We start from the raw sequence: 16,642 nt of genomic DNA, 5'->3' as shown, positions 1-16,642 counted from the left end.
ATGCGGGCCATCATTCTCGCAGCAGGCATGGGCCTGCGTTTGCTCCAGCCCGAAGACAAGCAGTCGCCCAAGTGCCTGCTGAAGTTCGACGGCATGTCGCTGCTGGAGCGTCACCTTCGCATGCTGGCAGCGGCCGGCATCACGGACGTCGTGCTCGCGCTCGGGTTCCATCACGAGCAAGTGAGCGAGGAACTGGAGCGTCTGAACTGGACGCCGCGTCCCAAGATTTACCTCAACCCGGAATTCAATCTGGGAAGCGTGCTGACGCTGCATACCACGGCCGAAGCCATGACCGCCGGTGGCGACGTGCTCGTCATGGATGCGGACGTGCTCTACGACCAGCGCATTTTCAACGCCCTCGTGGCGGGCAAGACCGCCAACCGTCTGCTCATCGACCGCGACTTCGAAGTCGGCGACGAGCCGGTCAAGCTGTGCCTGCGCGACGGCGTGCCGGTCGAGCTGCGCAAACAGGTTATGGTCGGCCTCGAATACGACACCGTCGGCGAGTCCGTCGGATTCTTCCGTTTCAACGAAGCGACGGCAACGCGTCTGGCGGAAATCACGCGCGACTATGTCGAATCGGGCCGCGCCAAGATGCCGCACGAAGAAGCGGTGCGCGATCTGCTGCTGGAGCGCGGTGCGCAATTCGAAACCGCCGACGTCACAGGCTTCCCGTGGATCGAAATCGACTACCCTGAAGATGTGAAGCGCGCCGCCGATCAGGTGCTGCCGCAACTCGAACCGCTCACGATGGTGTCCGAATGAACGCTCCCGACGCATTTACCCTTCCGCCGACGGCCACGCGCGCAGCACAACTGCGCGCCATGCTGCTCAGCAATCAGCTCGAATTCCTGATGGAAGCCCACAACGGCATTTCCGCGCGTATCGTGCGCGAAGCCGGTTTCAAGGGCATCTGGGCGTCCGGTTTGACCATTTCGGCGCAGTTCGGCGTTCGCGACAACAACGAAGCCAGCTGGACGCAGGTCGTCGACAACCTCGAATTCATGGCCGACGCCAGCGATCTGCCGATCCTGCTCGATGGCGACACCGGCTACGGCAACTTCAACAACATGCGACGTCTCGTGCGCAAGCTCGAACAACGTGGCATTGCTGGTGTGTGCATCGAAGACAAGGTCTTCCCGAAGACCAACAGCTTCATCGGTGGCGAACGTCAGCCGCTGGCCGACATCGACGAGTTCTGCGGCAAGATCAAGGCTGGCAAGGATTCGCAGGCCGACGACGATTTCTCCATCGTCGCCCGTGTCGAAGCGCTGATCGCTGGCTGGGGCATGGAAGAAGCCTTGCGTCGTGCCGAGGCCTATCATCAGGCCGGGGCGGACGCCATCCTGATCCACAGCAAGCTCAAGCGCGCTGATGAAATCGTGCAATTCGCACGCGAGTGGGGCAACCGCTGCCCGCTGGTGATCGTGCCGACGAAGTACTACAGCACGCCGACCGACGTGTTCCGCGAAGCCGGGATCAGCCTCGTGATCTGGGCGAATCATCTGTTGCGCGCCGCGACCTCGGCCATGCAGTCGGTGGCCGCCGAGATTTACCGTAACGAAACGCTCATCAACGTCGAAGACCGCGTAGCCACCGTGGACGAGATCTTCCGTCTGCAAGACGCCGACGAGTATACGCAGGCCGAAGACCGCTACCTGTCCGCCGCCAATGCACCGCGCTCGGCCATCGTGCTGGCCGCCAGCCGTGGCAAGAACCTGGAAAGCGTGACGACCGACCGTCCGAAGGTCATGCTGCCGGTGGCGGGCAAGCCGCTGCTGCGCTGGCTGGTCGACGGCTTCAAGAAGCAGAACGTGAACGACATTACGGTCGTGGGCGGCTATCGTGCCGACGCGATCGACACCGCCGGGATCACGCTCGCTGTCAATGAACGTCACGCCGAGACGGGCGAACTGGCCTCGCTCGCACGCGTTGCCAACGCCTTCACGCAAGACACCGTGGTGTCGTACGGTGACCTGCTGTTCCGCAGCTACATTGTGCGCGATCTGGTCGAGAACGCCGCCGACTTCACCGTCGTGGTCGACTCCACGGCGGCGGTCACCGCCAACGCGGCGAACGCCAGCGTGCGCGACTTCGCATATTGCTCGGCCGGTGACGACCGCGGCCTGTTCGGCCAGCAAGTGCTGCTCGAAAAGATCAGCGGCGACGCCTCGGACGCGGGCCGCACGCCCAACGGCCGCTGGATCGGTCTGCTCGGTGTGCGTGGCGACGAAGGCCGCGCGCAACTCCAACGCGTTTTCGCCGCACTTCAGGCGCGCGCCGACTTCGACCAGCTCGGCATGCCCGAACTGATCAACGCGCTGGCAGCCGATGGCGCAAAGATCGAAGTGCAATACGTGCACGGCCACTGGCGCGGCGTGAACGACATGGAAGAATTCCGCCGCGCGGCCGATTTCGCCCATGGTCAGACGCCGTTCAGCGGCACCGCTCCGGAGACGCAAGGTGATTGAGGCAGGTCAGTTCGTCGAAGCCGCGCGCAAGCACGGCTTCACCTGGTACACCGGCGTGCCGTGTTCGTTCCTCACGCCGTTCATCAACTACGTGCTGCAAGACCCGACGCTGCACTACCTGTCGGCGGCCAACGAGGGCGACGCAGTCGCCATCGCAGCAGGCGCGACGCTCGGCGAAGGCCGTGGTGCGCGCTCAGTCACGATGATGCAGAACTCGGGCCTCGGCAACGCTGTCAGCCCGCTCACGTCGCTCACCTGGACGTTCCGTCTGCCACAGTTGCTGATCGTGACGTGGCGCGGCCAGCCGGGCATTACCGACGAGCCGCAACACGCGCTCATGGGTCCGATCACGCCCGCCATGCTCGACCTGATGGAAGTGCCCTGGGAGCTGTTCCCGACCGAGCCCGACGCGATTGCCCCGGCGCTGGAGCGCGCGGTGCGTCATATGGACGAGACCGGCCGCCCCTACGCGCTCGTGATGCAAAAGGGCAGCGTGGCACCGTTCCCGCTGCAACCGTCGGAGCGCCCGGTGCGTCCCGCACAACCGGCACCGGTGTCGGTCATGCGCGGTGTTGCGCCGTCGGACATGCCAACGCGTCGCGACGCCCTCGCCCGCGTCATCGCGCATACGCCGCTCGAAGGCACCGTGGTGCTGGCGTCGACCGGCTTCTGCGGACGCGAACTCTACGCCCTCGACGACCGCGCCAACCAACTCTACATGGTCGGCTCGATGGGATGCGTGACGACACTGGCACTGGGCCTCGCGCTTGCGCGTCCGGACCTGCGTGTGGTTGCGCTCGACGGCGACGGCGCGGCGCTCATGCGCATGGGCGCATTTGCGACGCTGGGCGCTTACGGTCCGTCGAACCTCGTTCATTTGCTGCTCGATAACGCCTCGCACGACTCGACCGGCGCACAGGCGACGGTCTCGCCGACGGTGTCGTTCGCCGGTGTGGCCGCTGCCAGCGGTTATGCCCTGGCGCTCGAAGGCGATACGCTCGACGTCATCGAGCAGTTGTTCGACGGCCGCAGCCATAGCCTGAACGACGGCCCGCGCTTCGCGTGTCTGACGACGCGCCCCGGCACGCCGGACGGCCTGCCGCGTCCGAAGGTGACGCCGGAAGCCGTGAAGTCGCGACTGATGGACCATATTGCACAACGCGCACAGGCTTCGGCCTGAGCGATCCCCCTTACGATATCTGCCGAGGAAGCTTCGCCATGCTGTTACTGAATCCGGGCCCCGTTACCCTGACCGAGCGTGTTCGCAAAAGCCTGTTGCAACCCGATCTGTGCCACCGCGAGCCTGAATTCTTCGACTTGCAGGATGAAGCCCGCGCGCGTCTGACGGCTGTCTATGGACTCGACCCCGCGGTGTGGACGCCGGTGCTGATGACCGGTTCGGGCACGGCGGCCGTCGAGAGCATGACGGCTGGCCTCGTGCCGGAAGGCGGCCGCCTGCTAATCGTCGAGAACGGCGTGTACGGCGAGCGCATCTCGCAGATCGCGAAGCAATATCGCATCGATCACGATGTCATCCATTTCGAATGGATGCAAGCGCCGGATCTGGCGCAGATCGTCGCCAAGCTGGACGCCGCCGGTGACCGTAAGTACACGAACGTAGCGATCATTCACCACGAGACGACTACCGGCCGTCTGAACGATCTGACGGGCATCTCGCGCGTGTGCCGTGAGCGCGGTATCGACCTGCTGGTCGACGGCGTGAGCAGCTTCGCTGCCGAAGCCATCGATTTCAACGACTCGGCTATCGTTGCCGTGGCCGCAACCGCGAACAAGTGCGTGCACGGCGTACCGGGCGTGTCGTTCGTGCTCGTACGCAAGGCAGCCCTCGCAAAGGCGTTCGCCCGTACCTACTATCTGGACATCGCGCGCCTCGCCAAGCTGCAAGCCGAGCGCAACACGCCGTTCACACCGTCCGTGCAGGCGTACTACGCGCTCGTCGAAGCCCTGCGCGAACTGGAAGATGCGGGTGGCTGGGAAAAGCGTCACGCGCATTACGGCGCGCTCGCCGAGCAAGCGCGCGCCGGTCTGGCCGCACTGGGCATCGACAGCGTGCTGCCTCCGGGAAAATCGTCGGTGGTGCTGCGTGCCTACAAGTTGCCTGCTGGCGTCGACTATCCGCGTCTGCACGACTGGCTCAAGGCCGACGGCTTCGTTATTTACGCCGGTCAGGGCGGTCTGTCGAAGGAACTGTTCCGTATCTCGACGATGGGCAACCTCACGGCGGCCGACATCGATCGCCTGCTGGCTTCCTTTGCCCGGCTGGTGAAGTAAGCCGGGGACGGACGTTCAGCCATGACAGATTTGCTAGCCAGCCTCCACTCCCCTGCCGAACTGCGCGCGCTCTCGCGTCCTGAATTGCGCCGCGTCGCCGACGAACTGCGCGCCTGCGTGCTCGAGAACGTCTCGCGCACCGGCGGGCACCTGTCGTCGAATCTGGGCACCGTCGAGCTGACGATCGCCCTGCACTACGTCTTCGACACGCCGAACGACCGGATCGTGTGGGACGTCGGTCATCAGACCTACCCGCACAAGATTCTGACGGGCCGACGCGAAGCCATGCCGACGCTGCGTCAGTGGCAAGGGTTGTCGGGCTTTCCGAAGCGCGACGAATCGCCGTACGACACGTTCGGCACGGCGCATTCGAGCACGTCGATTTCGGCAGCACTGGGCATGGCGCTGGCCAGCAAGGTCAAGGGTGAAAAGCGTCACGCCATTGCCGTGATCGGCGACGGCGCGATGACGGCGGGCGAAGCCTTCGAAGCGCTGAACAATGCCGGTGTCTACGACGATCTGCCGTTTCTCGTCGTGCTCAACGACAACGATATGTCGATCTCGCCACCGGTCGGCGCGCTCAATCAGTACCTCACGCGCCTGATGTCCGGTCAGTTCTATTCGGCTGGCAAGGAGAGCGTGCGCAATCTGCTGCGCAACGCGCCCGCACCGATGCGCGAACTCGCGCACAAGCTCGAAGAACATGCCAAAGCCATCGTCTCGCCCACGGGGACGATGTTCGAGGAATTCGGCTTCAACTATCTCGGTCCCATTGACGGCCACGATCTCGACGCGCTGATCCCTGCGCTCGAGAACATCAAGGCGCTCAAGGGGCCGCAGTTCCTGCATGTGGTCACGCGCAAGGGCCGTGGCTACAAGCTGGCCGAAGCCGACCCCGTGCTGTACCACGGGCCGGGCAAGTTCAATCCGAGCGAAGGCATTCGTCCGGCCGCACCGGGCACCGTTTCGGCCAAGACCTACACGCAGGTGTTCGGGGAATGGCTGTGCGATGCGGCCGCGGCAGACAAGCGCGTTGTCGGCGTGACGCCAGCCATGCGCGAAGGCTCCGGCCTTGTCCAATTCGAGAAGCGCTTTCCGGACCGGTACTACGATGTCGGCATTGCCGAGCAGCACGCGGTCACGTTCGCGGGCGGACTGGCGACGGAAGGTCTGCGGCCGGTCGTCGCGATCTACTCGACGTTCCTGCAGCGAGGCTACGACCAGTTGATCCACGATGTCGCCCTGCAGAATCTGCCGGTCCTCTTCGCGATCGACCGCGGCGGTCTGGTCGGCGCGGACGGTGCGACCCATGCGGGCGCGTACGACATCGCCTATCTGCGCTGTATCCCGAATATGGTCGTGATGGCCCCGGCCGACGAGAACGAATGCCGTCAGATGTTGCAGACGGCGCTGGGCATCGATGGACCGAGCGCAGTGCGCTATCCGCGCGGCACCGGCCCCGGCGTGAAGACCGAAGCAGGTCTGTCGACGCTGCCGGTCGGCCGTGCGCAAGTGCGCCGTCAGAGCGCCGCCCCCGCTGGCAAACGCGTCGCGATTCTGGCCTTCGGGTCGATGGTCGCGCTGGCCGAACAAGTGGCGGAAGCCTTCGACGCGAGCGTGGTCAACATGCGCTTCGTCAAACCGCTGGACGAAGCGACGGTACTGGAGATGGCGCGCACGCACGACCTCCTGGTGACGCTCGAAGAAGCTTCGGTGATGGGCGGTGCAGGCACCGCCTGCGTGGAAGCACTCAATGCCAACGGTGTGCTGGTCCCTGTGCTTCAACTGGGTCTGCCCGACACGTACATCGATCAGGGCACGCCCGCGCAACAACTGGCGTCCGTCGGCCTCGATGTGCCGGGCATCACGGCCTCGATTCGCCGGGCGATGGCTGAGCGTCTCGGTGGGGCGGTCGAGGCTGTGTAGCATTTGACGGCATACACGGACAGCGACGGCTGAGTGGTCGCACCCAAGAAAAACGGCACCTCTAGGTGCCGTTTTTTATTGCCTTTCAGCTTCCGTGTGCTCAGGACTGCTTCGGCGTCCCCGCTTTCTCTCGCGGCTTACCCATCAGCACCGGTTGGAAGAACACAGCGCCGATGAGCGTACACACCAGCGACAGCGCCAGCAGCTTGCCCATGCTCGACGTGCCCGGGTGATGCGACAGCCAGAGACTGCCGAACGCGATACCCGTGGTCGCCGCAGACAGCACGATCGCCTGCGTGAGACCGGACGCCAGCAAGCGGTACTGCCCGTGACGCCACGCGATCACGTAGTAGATCTTGAACGCTACCCCCACACCCAGCAGCAATGGCAGCGCGATGATGTTCGCGAAGTTCAGCGGCAAACCGATCAGCACGGACACTTCAAGGGTGACGGCCGCCGAGACCAGCAGCGGGACCAGCGTGCGCAACACGTCGCCGAAGTTGCGCAGCGCCAGCCACAGCAAAATCGTGATCGACAGCAAGGCCCACGCCCCCGCCTCGATGAACGCGCGAATGATCGTGTTGGCCGAGCGCAGAATCGAGATCGGACCGCCTACCGCGTCCGGCGTCGTACGCAGCACGGCCTCGGTGAATTTGCGCAGCATCGCGTCGTCGCTCGGGTCCGCGCCCTTCTCCACGCGCGGCGAGATGTTGACGAGGGCACGCCCGTCAGCGGCCACCCACTGCGACGCGATGTCCTTCGGCAACGATTCGCGCGTCACCGACTTCGGCTGCAACGCGTCTCGCAGTTGACCGAGCGCCAGCTTCAGCGGGTCGGCAATCGCGCGGTCCGCACGGTCGCGCGTGGCCGGATCGGCCGCTGCGAGCTTGCGCATCGCCGCCGCCAGACGCTGCGCTTGCTTTGCGCCCTCGCCCGGGTAATCGAGTGCGGCGTCTTCCAACTGGCCTGCGGCCGTCTTGAGCGCCGAGATGCGCGTTGCATCCGGCACAGCGGCCAGCGGCGTTTGCGTGAGCACCGGCAGCAGCGACTTCGCCGCCGTGTCGATCATCGCCAGCTTGGCGGGCTGGTCGGACGGCAGGAACGTGGTGAGCGTCACCACGCGGCCGATCTCCGGCACGGCACGCAGCTTTGCGGCTTCGGCGTCGGCATCCGCGAGGTTCGGCGCGAGCCACTGCACATCGTTGACACCCGCTTCCGGCGAATTCGACAGATCGATGAGCGTCGCCATCGACTCCGTATGAGGATCTTTCAGATGCAGCGGATTGAAATCGAAGTGCAAATGCGCGAGCAACGGCAGCCCGGCGATGACCAGCGCGAGCGTGCCGTATAGCAACGGCTTGCGGTGCTTTTCGGTGAAATCGTCGACCGGCCCAAGGCTGCGGAAGCCTGGCGGGCTCGGCTCGCCCTTCGGTTTGAACACGCTGATGAGCGCAGGCAGCAAGGTAATGGCCGACGGGAACGCCACGCACAGAATGCCGACACCCGCGATCAGGCCCAGTTCGGATACGCCGCGATAGTCCGTCGGCAGGAACGAGAAGAAGCTTGCCGCCGTGGCCGCTGCGGCAAGCGTAAGCGGCATGGCAATCTGCTTGCCTGCTCCACCCAATGCGCCGCGCAACACTTCGTCGCCCGATTTGCCTTCGTCGTGTTCCAGACGATAACGTTCTTCCCGATAACGCACGCCGAACTGAATGCCGAAGTCCACACCAATACCGACGAAGAGCACGGCGAACGCCACGGAAATCATGTTGAGCGCGCCGACCATCATCAGACCGAGCGCAAACGTGACGGCAAGCCCCGCGAGCAAGGTGATGAAGACCGCGAGAATCATCTTGCCCGAGCGCACGGCCAGCCACAGCACCACGAGCACGGCCAGCAGCGTGATGACGGCGTTCGGCCCAGCGTCCTGACGCACCGACGCGAACTCCTCATCCGACAGCGGACGCGGGCCGGTGAGGCGCACCGTCGCGCCGTAGCGCTCTGCGAGCTTCAGGTCGGCGACGGCATCACGAATACGCATGGCCGCGTTGGCGCCCGCTTCGAGCGCGCCGTAATCCAGCACCGGCTGCACCTGAACGTAGCTGCGCGCGACGGTATCGGGCGCGACCAGCGCGCGCCACGACATCGCGGCCGGACGATTAGCGAGCACGGCCTCCGAGGCGTCGGCCGCGTTGCCCAGCAGGCGCGACATATCGGAGAGCTTCACCTGACCGGTCAGCAACGGCGTCTGCAACGTCACCGACAGCAGGTTCGACAGACCCGCGAGGCTCGGATCCTGCGCGAGACGGTTGAGCAACGGTTTGGCGTCTTCGAGCTTGCCGGTGAGCGACTTAACGTCGTCCGTCGACGCGAACAGCAATGCGTTATGCACGAAGAATTCGCCCGCGCCGGGGCGGCTCACCGCGCGGAACACATCCGTCTCGCTTTCCAGCTTAGCCGCCAGCTCAGCCGCAGCCTTGTCGGCGAACTCGGCGGCGGGTGCCTGCACGACGGCCAGCGTCAGATCGGTCTTCTGCGGGAACGCACGGTCGATTTCACGACCGCGTTCGGCGGCCGGGGTATTCAGATCGATCAGGCTGGAGACGTCGGTGTTGATCGCGAAATGCTTGGCGACGTACACACAACTGGCCACCACGAGCAGCAGCGAAGCGAAGATGACCGGGTACGCGTGCTTCGCCGAAAAACGGACGATGCGCACGACGAGCGAAGTCAGCATGAAGCGGTTCCGGAAGAAAGTGGGAGTCTCACTGTGACGTCCGACGCATAGCCCGCCGCCCCCCATCAACACGTAACGAAAGGTTAAACATTGGCGGCAATCAGGAACCAATCGCGGAGAAAGTGCGTCGATCAGCCCGGAGAATGCGCAGTGAACAGTGAATTTACAAAATCGCAGCAGTATACAGGGGCCGGGTGTGCGTCACGTGCACTACACTACGGCCTACCCCCGAATCCAACCTATTCAGACAAGCTGGCATGAATAAATTCCTGATGACGGTGGCTGCCGTTGCATTGAGCGGTATCGGCAGCGTAGCGACCGTATCCAGTGCCTGGGCCCAGGCAAGCGCCAATCCGAACGACATGGTGAAGACGGCCGTCGAGACGGTCGTCAAGGGCGTGAAGGCCGATCCGGCGGCCAAGACCGGTGATGTCACCGCCACGGCGCGCGTCGTCGCCCGCGACTTCCTGCCGTATGCCGACTTCCTGCGCACCACGCGCTTTGCGGTCGGCCCCAAGGCCTTCGATGCCGCCACGTCCACCCAGCAACAGCAGGTCTTCGAACAGTTCCAGCAACTGCTCGTGAACACCTTTGCGCTGCAACTCTCGCAAGTGCGCGGCAACGACCTGACGTTCAAGTTCGATCCCGCGAAACTCACGGCGAATAGCAGCGACGTCGTAGTCGGCGCGACCGTCAGCGGCACGGGCGACAACCTGTCGGTCGCTTACCGTCTTACGAAGACCGACAAGGGCTGGAAGATCTACGACATCAACATGATGGGCGAGAACGTGGCCAACGCCTGGCTCATCCAGTTGTATCAGCCGCAGTTCAAGGCGCGCATCGCTCAGGGGGGCATCGACAGCCTGATCGCCTACCTGCGCGAGAAGAACGAGCGTTTCGGCAAATAAAATCAACAACTTAAGCAGGACTACTCGGAGGCCTTCAGCTTCCAGCCGGGCGCATTGAAATACCGTTCTCCGATGTTTCCGGGGAATGGCGGCAGAATCGGCGCAGAACTTATCCAGATAAGCGCCGATTCGTCAACATTTATGCAACACTTGCCGACGCTCTCCTACCGGGGGTCGTCAGCAATATTTGGCGGCGGCGGTTACAATCGTCGCTTGTCAAACGACCGGACGGCGGTCCCCCCGCGGGTGCGTACGATTTGCCATCGAAACTGGCCTCGTACCCTCTACCGCGCCTTGATCCCAGGCGCATGGAAACCCGATAGAAACCGCCATCCCGGCCGACCTGAGCCGGAGAGCTGAATGCAAGTCTTACTTGCCCAACCCCGCGGGTTTTGTGCGGGTGTCATACGTGCCATCGAGATCGTAGAGCGTGCGCTGGAAAAATACGGTGCGCCGGTCTACGTTCGCCATGAGATCGTCCATAACAAACACGTGGTCGATTCGCTCAAGGCGAAGGGTGCGCGCTTCATCGCCGAGTTGTCCGAAGCCCCTGCGGGCGCTGTCACCATTTTCAGCGCGCATGGCGTCGCACGCGTCGTCGAGCAGGAAGCGGAGATTCGCGGTCTGAAGGTGCTCAATGCCACCTGCCCGCTCGTCACCAAGGTGCACATTCAAGGCAAGAACTACGTGTCAGCTGGCCGCGAAGTCATTCTGATCGGTCACGCCGGACACCCGGAAGTCGAGGGGACGATGGGCCAGATCGACGGTCCGGTTCACCTCGTGCAGACCGAGGCCGATGTCGACGCCCTGCCGCTCGCCATCGACACGCCGGTCTCGTACGTCACGCAGACCACGCTGTCGGTCGACGAGACTCGCGGTATCATTGCTGCGCTGCAACGTCGCTTTACCAATATCGTCGGCCCGAACACCAAAGACATCTGCTACGCCACGCAGAATCGCCAGACCGCCGTGCGCGAGCTGTGCGAGCGTGTGGACGTACTGCTCGTGGTCGGGGCGACGAATAGCTCGAACTCGAACCGCCTGCGCGAAATCGGCTCCGAAATGGGGCTGCCGAGCTATCTCGTGGCCGACGGCTCCGAGGTAAATCCGGAATGGGTGCGCGGCAAAGCCCGCATCGGCATTACCGCAGGGGCGTCCGCGCCCGAGCGCATGGTCGAAGACGTGATCGATGCGCTGCGTCGCATCGACACGGTCGAAGTGACTCTCATGGACGGCATCGAGGAAACCATCCAGTTCCGCTTGCCGTCGGAATTGACCAAAGACGAGCCGGTCGCCGCACGCCACGCGGTCGCTGGCTAACGCTATACGAACAGGAGCCGAACTTGGCCATCCCCTTCCTGCAACAGGCGTATGTTGGCGCCTATCTGATGAAGCAACGCTTCAAGGGCAACAAGCGCTACCCGCTGGTGCTGATGCTCGAACCGCTCTTCCGCTGCAACCTGGCATGCTCGGGCTGCGGCAAGATCGACTATCCGGATCCCATCCTGAACCAGCGCGTCTCGCTCAAAGACTCGCTCGACGCCGTGGACGAGTGCGGCGCACCGGTCGTCTCGATCGCCGGCGGCGAGCCGTTGCTGCACAAAGAAATGCCGGAGATCGTCAAGGGCATCATCGCGCGCAAGAAGTTCGTGTATCTGTGCACGAATGCCCTGCTGCTCGAAAAGAAGATCGACGATTACGAGCCGAGCCCGTTCTTCGTGTGGTCGATCCACCTCGACGGCGACCGTGAAATGCACGACGCCGCCGTGTCGCAGGAAGGCGTTTACGACCGCGCCGTGGCCGCCATCAAGCTGGCGAAGTCGCGCGGCTTCCGTGTGAACATCAACTGCACGCTGTTCAACAACGCCGATCCGGAAAAGGTCGCCAAGTTCTTCGATTCGACGAAGGACCTGGGCCTCGACGGTATCACCGTGTCGCCGGGCTACGCCTACGAGCGCGCTCCGGACCAGCAGCACTTCCTGAACCGTTCGAAGACCAAGCAACTGTTCCGCGACATTCTCAAGCGCGGCAACGGCGGCAAGAACTGGACGTTCAGCCAGTCGAGCCTGTTCCTGGACTTCCTCGCTGGTAACCGTTCGTACCACTGCACGCCGTGGGGTAACCCGACGCGTACGGTGTTCGGCTGGCAGCGTCCGTGCTACCTGCTCGGCGAAGGCTATGCCAAGACGTACACGGAGCTGATGGACACCACCGACTGGGACAAGTACGGTGTGGGCAACTACGAGAAGTGCGCCGACTGCATGGTTCACAGCGGCTTCGAAGCGACGGCCGTGAACGAAACCATCTCGCACCCACTGCGTGCGCTCGGCGTGGCCCTCAAGGGTGTGCGTACCGAAGGCAAGATGGCGGACGACATCTCGTTCGCCAAGCAGCGTCCGGCCGAGTTCGTGTTCTCGAAGCACGTCGAGATCAAGCTCGACGAACTGCGCCGGGCCAAGGCGTAAATGCCGTCGCGAGTGCTGGTCACCGGCGCCTCCGGGTTCGTCGGTTCTGCGGTAGCACGTACGGCGCTCGCGCGCGGTCATGAGGTTCGCCTGCTGGTGCGCGGCACCAGCCCCCGGGCGAACCTCGCCGACCTGCCTGTCGAGGTCGTGGAAGGCGACATGCGCGACGCGGCATCGATGCAGCGCGCGCTCACCGGTGTGGACGCCCTGCTCCACGTGGCCGCCGACTACCGCCTCTGGGCGAAAGATCCCAACGACATCATGCGGGCCAATATCGACGGCACGCGCACGGTCATGGAAGCCGCGCTGCGTGCAGGCGTCGAACGTGTGGTGTACACCAGCAGCGTTGCTACGCTGCGAGTGCACGACGCCACCGGCCCTGTCGACGAAACCTCCCCGAACGAAGAAGCCACGACCATCGGCGTGTACAAGCGCAGCAAGGTCGCGGCCGAACGTCTGGTCGAGCGCATGATTGCGAACGATGGCCTGCCCGCCGTGATCGTCAATCCGTCCACGCCCATCGGGCCACGCGACATCAAGCCCACGCCCACCGGGCGCATCATCGTCGAAGCCGCGCAAGGCAAGATTCCAGCGTTCGTCGATACGGGCCTCAATCTCGTGCACGTCGACGACTGCGCCGAAGGCCACTTGCTGGCGCTTGAACGTGGGCGCATCGGCGAGCGCTACATTCTCGGCGGCGACGACGTGCTGCTGCGCGACATGCTCGCCAGCATCGCTGGCATGGTCGGACGCAAAGCGCCGAAGATCGCCCTGCCGCGCTGGCCGCTGTATCCGCTCGCGATGGCCGCACAGGGCGTGGCGCGCTTCACCGGCCGCGAGCCGTTTGTCACGGTCGACGGCCTGAAGATGTCGCGTTATCACATGTTCTTCTCCTCGGAGAAGGCCAAACGCGAGCTGGGCTACACCGCCCGCGCCTATCCCGAAGGTCTGCGCGACGCGCTCGCCTGGTTTGGTTCTGCCGGATATCTCTCATGACTGTTTTGGCCTGGATCGCCGCGTTATCGCTGGCCATCTGGATCTACCTGCTGATCTCGCAAGGCGATTTCTGGCGTGCGCGTGAGCGCGACGATCTGAACGAAGACCGTCTGCCCGCCCCGGCCGTGTGGCCTGCCGTTGCCGTCGTCATTCCGGCGCGCAACGAGGCCGAATCGATCGGTCAGGTGGTCGAGTCGCTTTGCCGTCAGGATTACGCGGGACGCCTGCGCATCGTCGTCGTCGACGATCAGAGCAGCGACGGCACGGCGGACCTCGCCCGTGAAGCCGCAGCCCGGGCCGCCGCCGACGGCCTGACGCGTCGCGTGGATGTCCTCTCGGGCCAACCGCTGCCCGGTGGCTGGACCGGCAAGATGTGGGCTGTGCGTCAGGGCGTAGCGTTCGCGAGCGATGTAGCGACCAACGACGACGGCATCCGCCCCGAATACCTGCTGCACACAGACGCCGACATCGCGCATTCGCCCGACAACGTGCGCCGTCTGGTGACGCGAGCGACGGGCGATAACCGCGTGCTCGTCTCACTCATGGCGAAGCTGCGTTGCACGGCATGGTTCGAGCGCACGCTGATTCCGGCATTCGTGCTGTTCTTCCAGATGCTGTACCCGTTCGCCTGGGTCAACGATCCGAAGAAGAAGATGGCCGCCGCCGCCGGTGGCTGCATGCTGATTCATCGGCCGTCGCTCGAAGCCGGTGGCGGCATCGAAGCGATTCGCGACGAGATCATCGACGACTGCGCTATGGGACGCATGCTCAAGAAGCAAGGTCCGATCTGGCTGGGACTGACGGAGCGTGCCGTGAGCGTGCGTCCGTACGACAACCTCGGCGAGATTCGCAAGATGGTGTCGCGCACGGCTTACGCGCAGTTGCAATACTCGCCGGTGCTGCTGGCAGGCACGATCCTCTCGTTGCTGCTGACCTTCATCGTGCCGCCGGTCATGACGATCTTCGGTTCGGGCATCGGCCAGTGGCTGGGCCTCTTTGCGTGGATCGCGATGACGATTTCGTACCTGCCGATGCTGCGCTTCTACCGTCAGCCGTCGAGCTTCGGTCCGATGCTGCCGCTTGTGGCCGCGCTCTATACCGTCTTCACGTTCGACTCGGCGCTGCAACACTGGCGCGGTCGCGGCGGCATGTGGAAGGGCCGTGCGCAGGCGCGCGGCCAGCAATCGTCGGACGTTTGAATTCGGACGAATCCGAGAGGCGATGGCGGCCAACGCCGACGTCGCCACTCATCTCACAGAAGTCATGAGCGTTTCGCATCGATCGACCTGCGTGCCCAGCAGCGAACGAGAAGGCATTGAAGTCTTGCCTGGCTGTCAGACGATGTAGAGGAACTGAGCGAACCCAACTGCCTGCAAGACTTGCCCGTCAAAAGGGACGTCGGCGTGGACGTACGCTCTCATCGGGGCTGTGGTGAATTTTGGAACCACCGCATCAACCTGTTTGTCATCGACTATCTTGAAGCTGCTCGCGTACACCATCTTCGACGTTGGCAAATGCACGAAGTAGACGGCCGTAACCGTTGCGAATCCCTCGCCTGTAATCGAGATGCAGACATCTTCGTCAGACACTTGCTTCATCGCTGTTACTTCAGTAACTTTAAACATGATCGCCCCCTGACATTTGACAAAGTAATGTCCACTGCCGGAACTCATTGCCCGTGCACTTGAACACCCGAATCGGTGCATCCACGACGGCATTGATCTGGAGGTCGAGGCGTCGGCCCGTTCCCGGATTGAAGTAGGCGCTCGTTCTACGCACCCTCAACCACTGTTGTCGGCCTGTATTTGCGCATGCTTCCATACCGACCCGATCATCACTTTTCACCGTCAGGCACTGCTCTGGATTGCTCACAAGACGCATCTTGTATTCCGCGTCATGACTGAAGACCTCGCTGGCTTGCTTCAAACACCGGTAGAGCGTCAAGACATCCGAGAGAGGAAGCTAACTTCAATCTAGGCAATAAATGGCGTTCGGGCACCTGTCAACGTTGACAGTTTTTTCCGATTTACCTACGGCGACTGTCATCAGGCGCGCGAGAACAGACGTCAAATCCCTGCCGCCACCGCACCAAACCCTTCCCCGAGTCGCAGCGCAATAACCTGACGTCCGTGGCGCATCGCATCCTTCGCGTGTCCCGCGTCCTTCCCCACGCGAAGCAATGCCGGTAGTTGCAGCGGGTTTTTCGCAAGCGATCCCAGCACGCCAAGCAAATTCACCGAGCCATCGGGCCGCATACCGGCGAGCGCCGCCGGGGGCAACGAGCGCTCTGCGGGATCGATCACCACGCGCGCCACCACGAACGGCAACCCATGCCTCTGTGCCACGCGCGCGACGATATGCGACTCCATGTCGGCCGCCGCCGCCCCGCTCTCGCGAAACAGCGCCGCCTTGTCCTCCGCCATCACCACCGGTGCCGTCACCCCGGCCAGATCGGCCCGTAGTGCGGCCGGCAACGCACGAAGCAGCGCTTCGGCCCACGGGATCGACGTGACGGACTCACGGGCCTGCTGTGGCATGTCGAGCACCTTGTGCGCAATGATCCACTGCCCCGGCTTCACGCCGGGAATCAGCCCGCCCGCAGTGCCGAAGCTCACCAGCCCGCGCGCGCCCTCTGAGGCGATGACAGCCTCCAGCTCCGCCGCCAGCGTGGCGTTCTGCGCGCAGACCACACGCACGCCTTCCCCCTTGGCGATGCGGGCCTCGAACGGCATACCGGTCACGACGATGATGGGCTGGCTCATGCACTTCCTTATGGGATGGGGATGACAACAAAACGAATCGCCCCGACGATCAACGCGAAAACGGTCGATGCCGGGGCGACGATAC

The 16,642-nt window shown here is 63.7% G+C and carries 14 protein-coding genes; 10 read left to right on the top strand and 4 right to left on the bottom strand.

Annotation, left to right across the window (positions count from 1 at the left end; all coding sequences use genetic code 11):
* Genes PAN31117_RS12540 through dxs form a run of 5 tightly spaced genes read left to right on the top strand, consistent with a single transcriptional unit; the run spans position 1 to position 6,689 of the window.
* Positions 1-765 carry a phosphocholine cytidylyltransferase family protein gene (locus tag PAN31117_RS12540; protein ID WP_039399729.1) on the top strand — a complete coding sequence of 255 codons (765 nt, stop codon included), beginning with the start codon at positions 1-3 and terminating at the stop codon, positions 763-765.
* On the top strand, positions 762-2,471 hold the full coding sequence (gene aepX, locus PAN31117_RS12535) for a phosphoenolpyruvate mutase (protein ID WP_150738474.1): 1,710 nt from the start codon (positions 762-764) through the stop codon (positions 2,469-2,471). The genes PAN31117_RS12540 and aepX overlap by 4 nt, the downstream gene beginning before the upstream one ends.
* Entirely contained in the window at positions 2,464-3,651 is a 1,188-nt protein-coding gene (aepY, locus tag PAN31117_RS12530) for a phosphonopyruvate decarboxylase (protein ID WP_150738473.1), read from the top strand. Before aepX ends, aepY begins: the two co-directional genes overlap by 8 nt.
* Positions 3,652-3,689: 38 nt before the next feature.
* On the top strand, positions 3,690-4,763 hold the full coding sequence (locus tag PAN31117_RS12525; RefSeq protein ID WP_150738472.1) for a 2-aminoethylphosphonate aminotransferase: 1,074 nt from the start codon (positions 3,690-3,692) through the stop codon (positions 4,761-4,763).
* 21 nt (positions 4,764-4,784) lie between these two features.
* Positions 4,785-6,689, top strand: coding sequence for a 1-deoxy-D-xylulose-5-phosphate synthase (gene dxs, locus PAN31117_RS12520; protein ID WP_150738471.1), 1,905 nt, complete (start codon positions 4,785-4,787; stop codon positions 6,687-6,689).
* A 100-nt stretch (positions 6,690-6,789) separates the two neighbouring features.
* On the opposite strand, the gene hpnN is transcribed toward dxs, so the two are convergent.
* Positions 6,790-9,426: a hopanoid transporter HpnN gene (hpnN, locus tag PAN31117_RS12515; protein WP_150738470.1), complete on the bottom strand. Its 2,637-nt coding sequence runs from the start codon at positions 9,424-9,426 to the stop codon at positions 6,790-6,792.
* Positions 9,427-9,683: 257 nt separating this feature from the next.
* Between hpnN and PAN31117_RS12510 the strand changes: the two genes are divergently transcribed.
* From PAN31117_RS12510 to PAN31117_RS12490, 5 genes are all read left to right on the top strand, one after another.
* Complete coding sequence (locus tag PAN31117_RS12510) at positions 9,684-10,334, top strand: MlaC/ttg2D family ABC transporter substrate-binding protein (RefSeq protein WP_150738469.1); 651 nt, start codon at positions 9,684-9,686, stop codon at positions 10,332-10,334.
* A 360-nt stretch (positions 10,335-10,694) separates the two neighbouring features.
* Complete coding sequence (gene ispH, locus PAN31117_RS12505) at positions 10,695-11,654, top strand: 4-hydroxy-3-methylbut-2-enyl diphosphate reductase (RefSeq protein WP_150665728.1); 960 nt, start codon at positions 10,695-10,697, stop codon at positions 11,652-11,654.
* 23 nt (positions 11,655-11,677) lie between these two features.
* Positions 11,678-12,799, top strand: coding sequence for an adenosyl-hopene transferase HpnH (gene hpnH / locus PAN31117_RS12500; protein ID WP_150738468.1), 1,122 nt, complete (start codon positions 11,678-11,680; stop codon positions 12,797-12,799).
* On the top strand, positions 12,800-13,795 hold the full coding sequence (hpnA, locus tag PAN31117_RS12495) for a hopanoid-associated sugar epimerase (protein WP_150738467.1): 996 nt from the start codon (positions 12,800-12,802) through the stop codon (positions 13,793-13,795).
* Positions 13,792-14,994 carry a glycosyltransferase gene (locus PAN31117_RS12490; RefSeq protein WP_150738466.1) on the top strand — a complete coding sequence of 401 codons (1,203 nt, stop codon included), beginning with the start codon at positions 13,792-13,794 and terminating at the stop codon, positions 14,992-14,994. Before hpnA ends, PAN31117_RS12490 begins: the two co-directional genes overlap by 4 nt.
* 135 nt (positions 14,995-15,129) lie before the next feature.
* Here the strand turns inward: PAN31117_RS12490 and PAN31117_RS12485 are convergent, their stop codons facing one another.
* The 3 genes from PAN31117_RS12485 to PAN31117_RS12475 form a co-directional block, all read right to left on the bottom strand.
* A complete protein-coding gene (locus tag PAN31117_RS12485; RefSeq protein ID WP_150738465.1) occupies positions 15,130-15,420 on the bottom strand; it encodes a hypothetical protein in 291 nt (96 codons plus the stop codon).
* Complete coding sequence (locus PAN31117_RS27810; RefSeq protein ID WP_150738464.1) at positions 15,413-15,739, bottom strand: RICIN domain-containing protein; 327 nt, start codon at positions 15,737-15,739, stop codon at positions 15,413-15,415. Before PAN31117_RS27810 ends, PAN31117_RS12485 begins: the two co-directional genes overlap by 8 nt.
* 122 nt (positions 15,740-15,861) lie before the next feature.
* On the bottom strand, positions 15,862-16,557 hold the full coding sequence (locus tag PAN31117_RS12475) for a phosphorylase (protein ID WP_150738463.1): 696 nt from the start codon (positions 16,555-16,557) through the stop codon (positions 15,862-15,864).
* Between the last annotated feature and the right edge of the window lie 85 nt (positions 16,558-16,642).

This window comes from Pandoraea anapnoica (assembly GCF_902459765.1).
In the GTDB taxonomy this organism is placed as follows: Bacteria; Pseudomonadota; Gammaproteobacteria; order Burkholderiales; family Burkholderiaceae; genus Pandoraea; species Pandoraea anapnoica.
The sequence above is the reverse complement of the archived record's forward strand: the minus strand, read 5'-3'. Positions and strand labels throughout refer to the sequence as shown.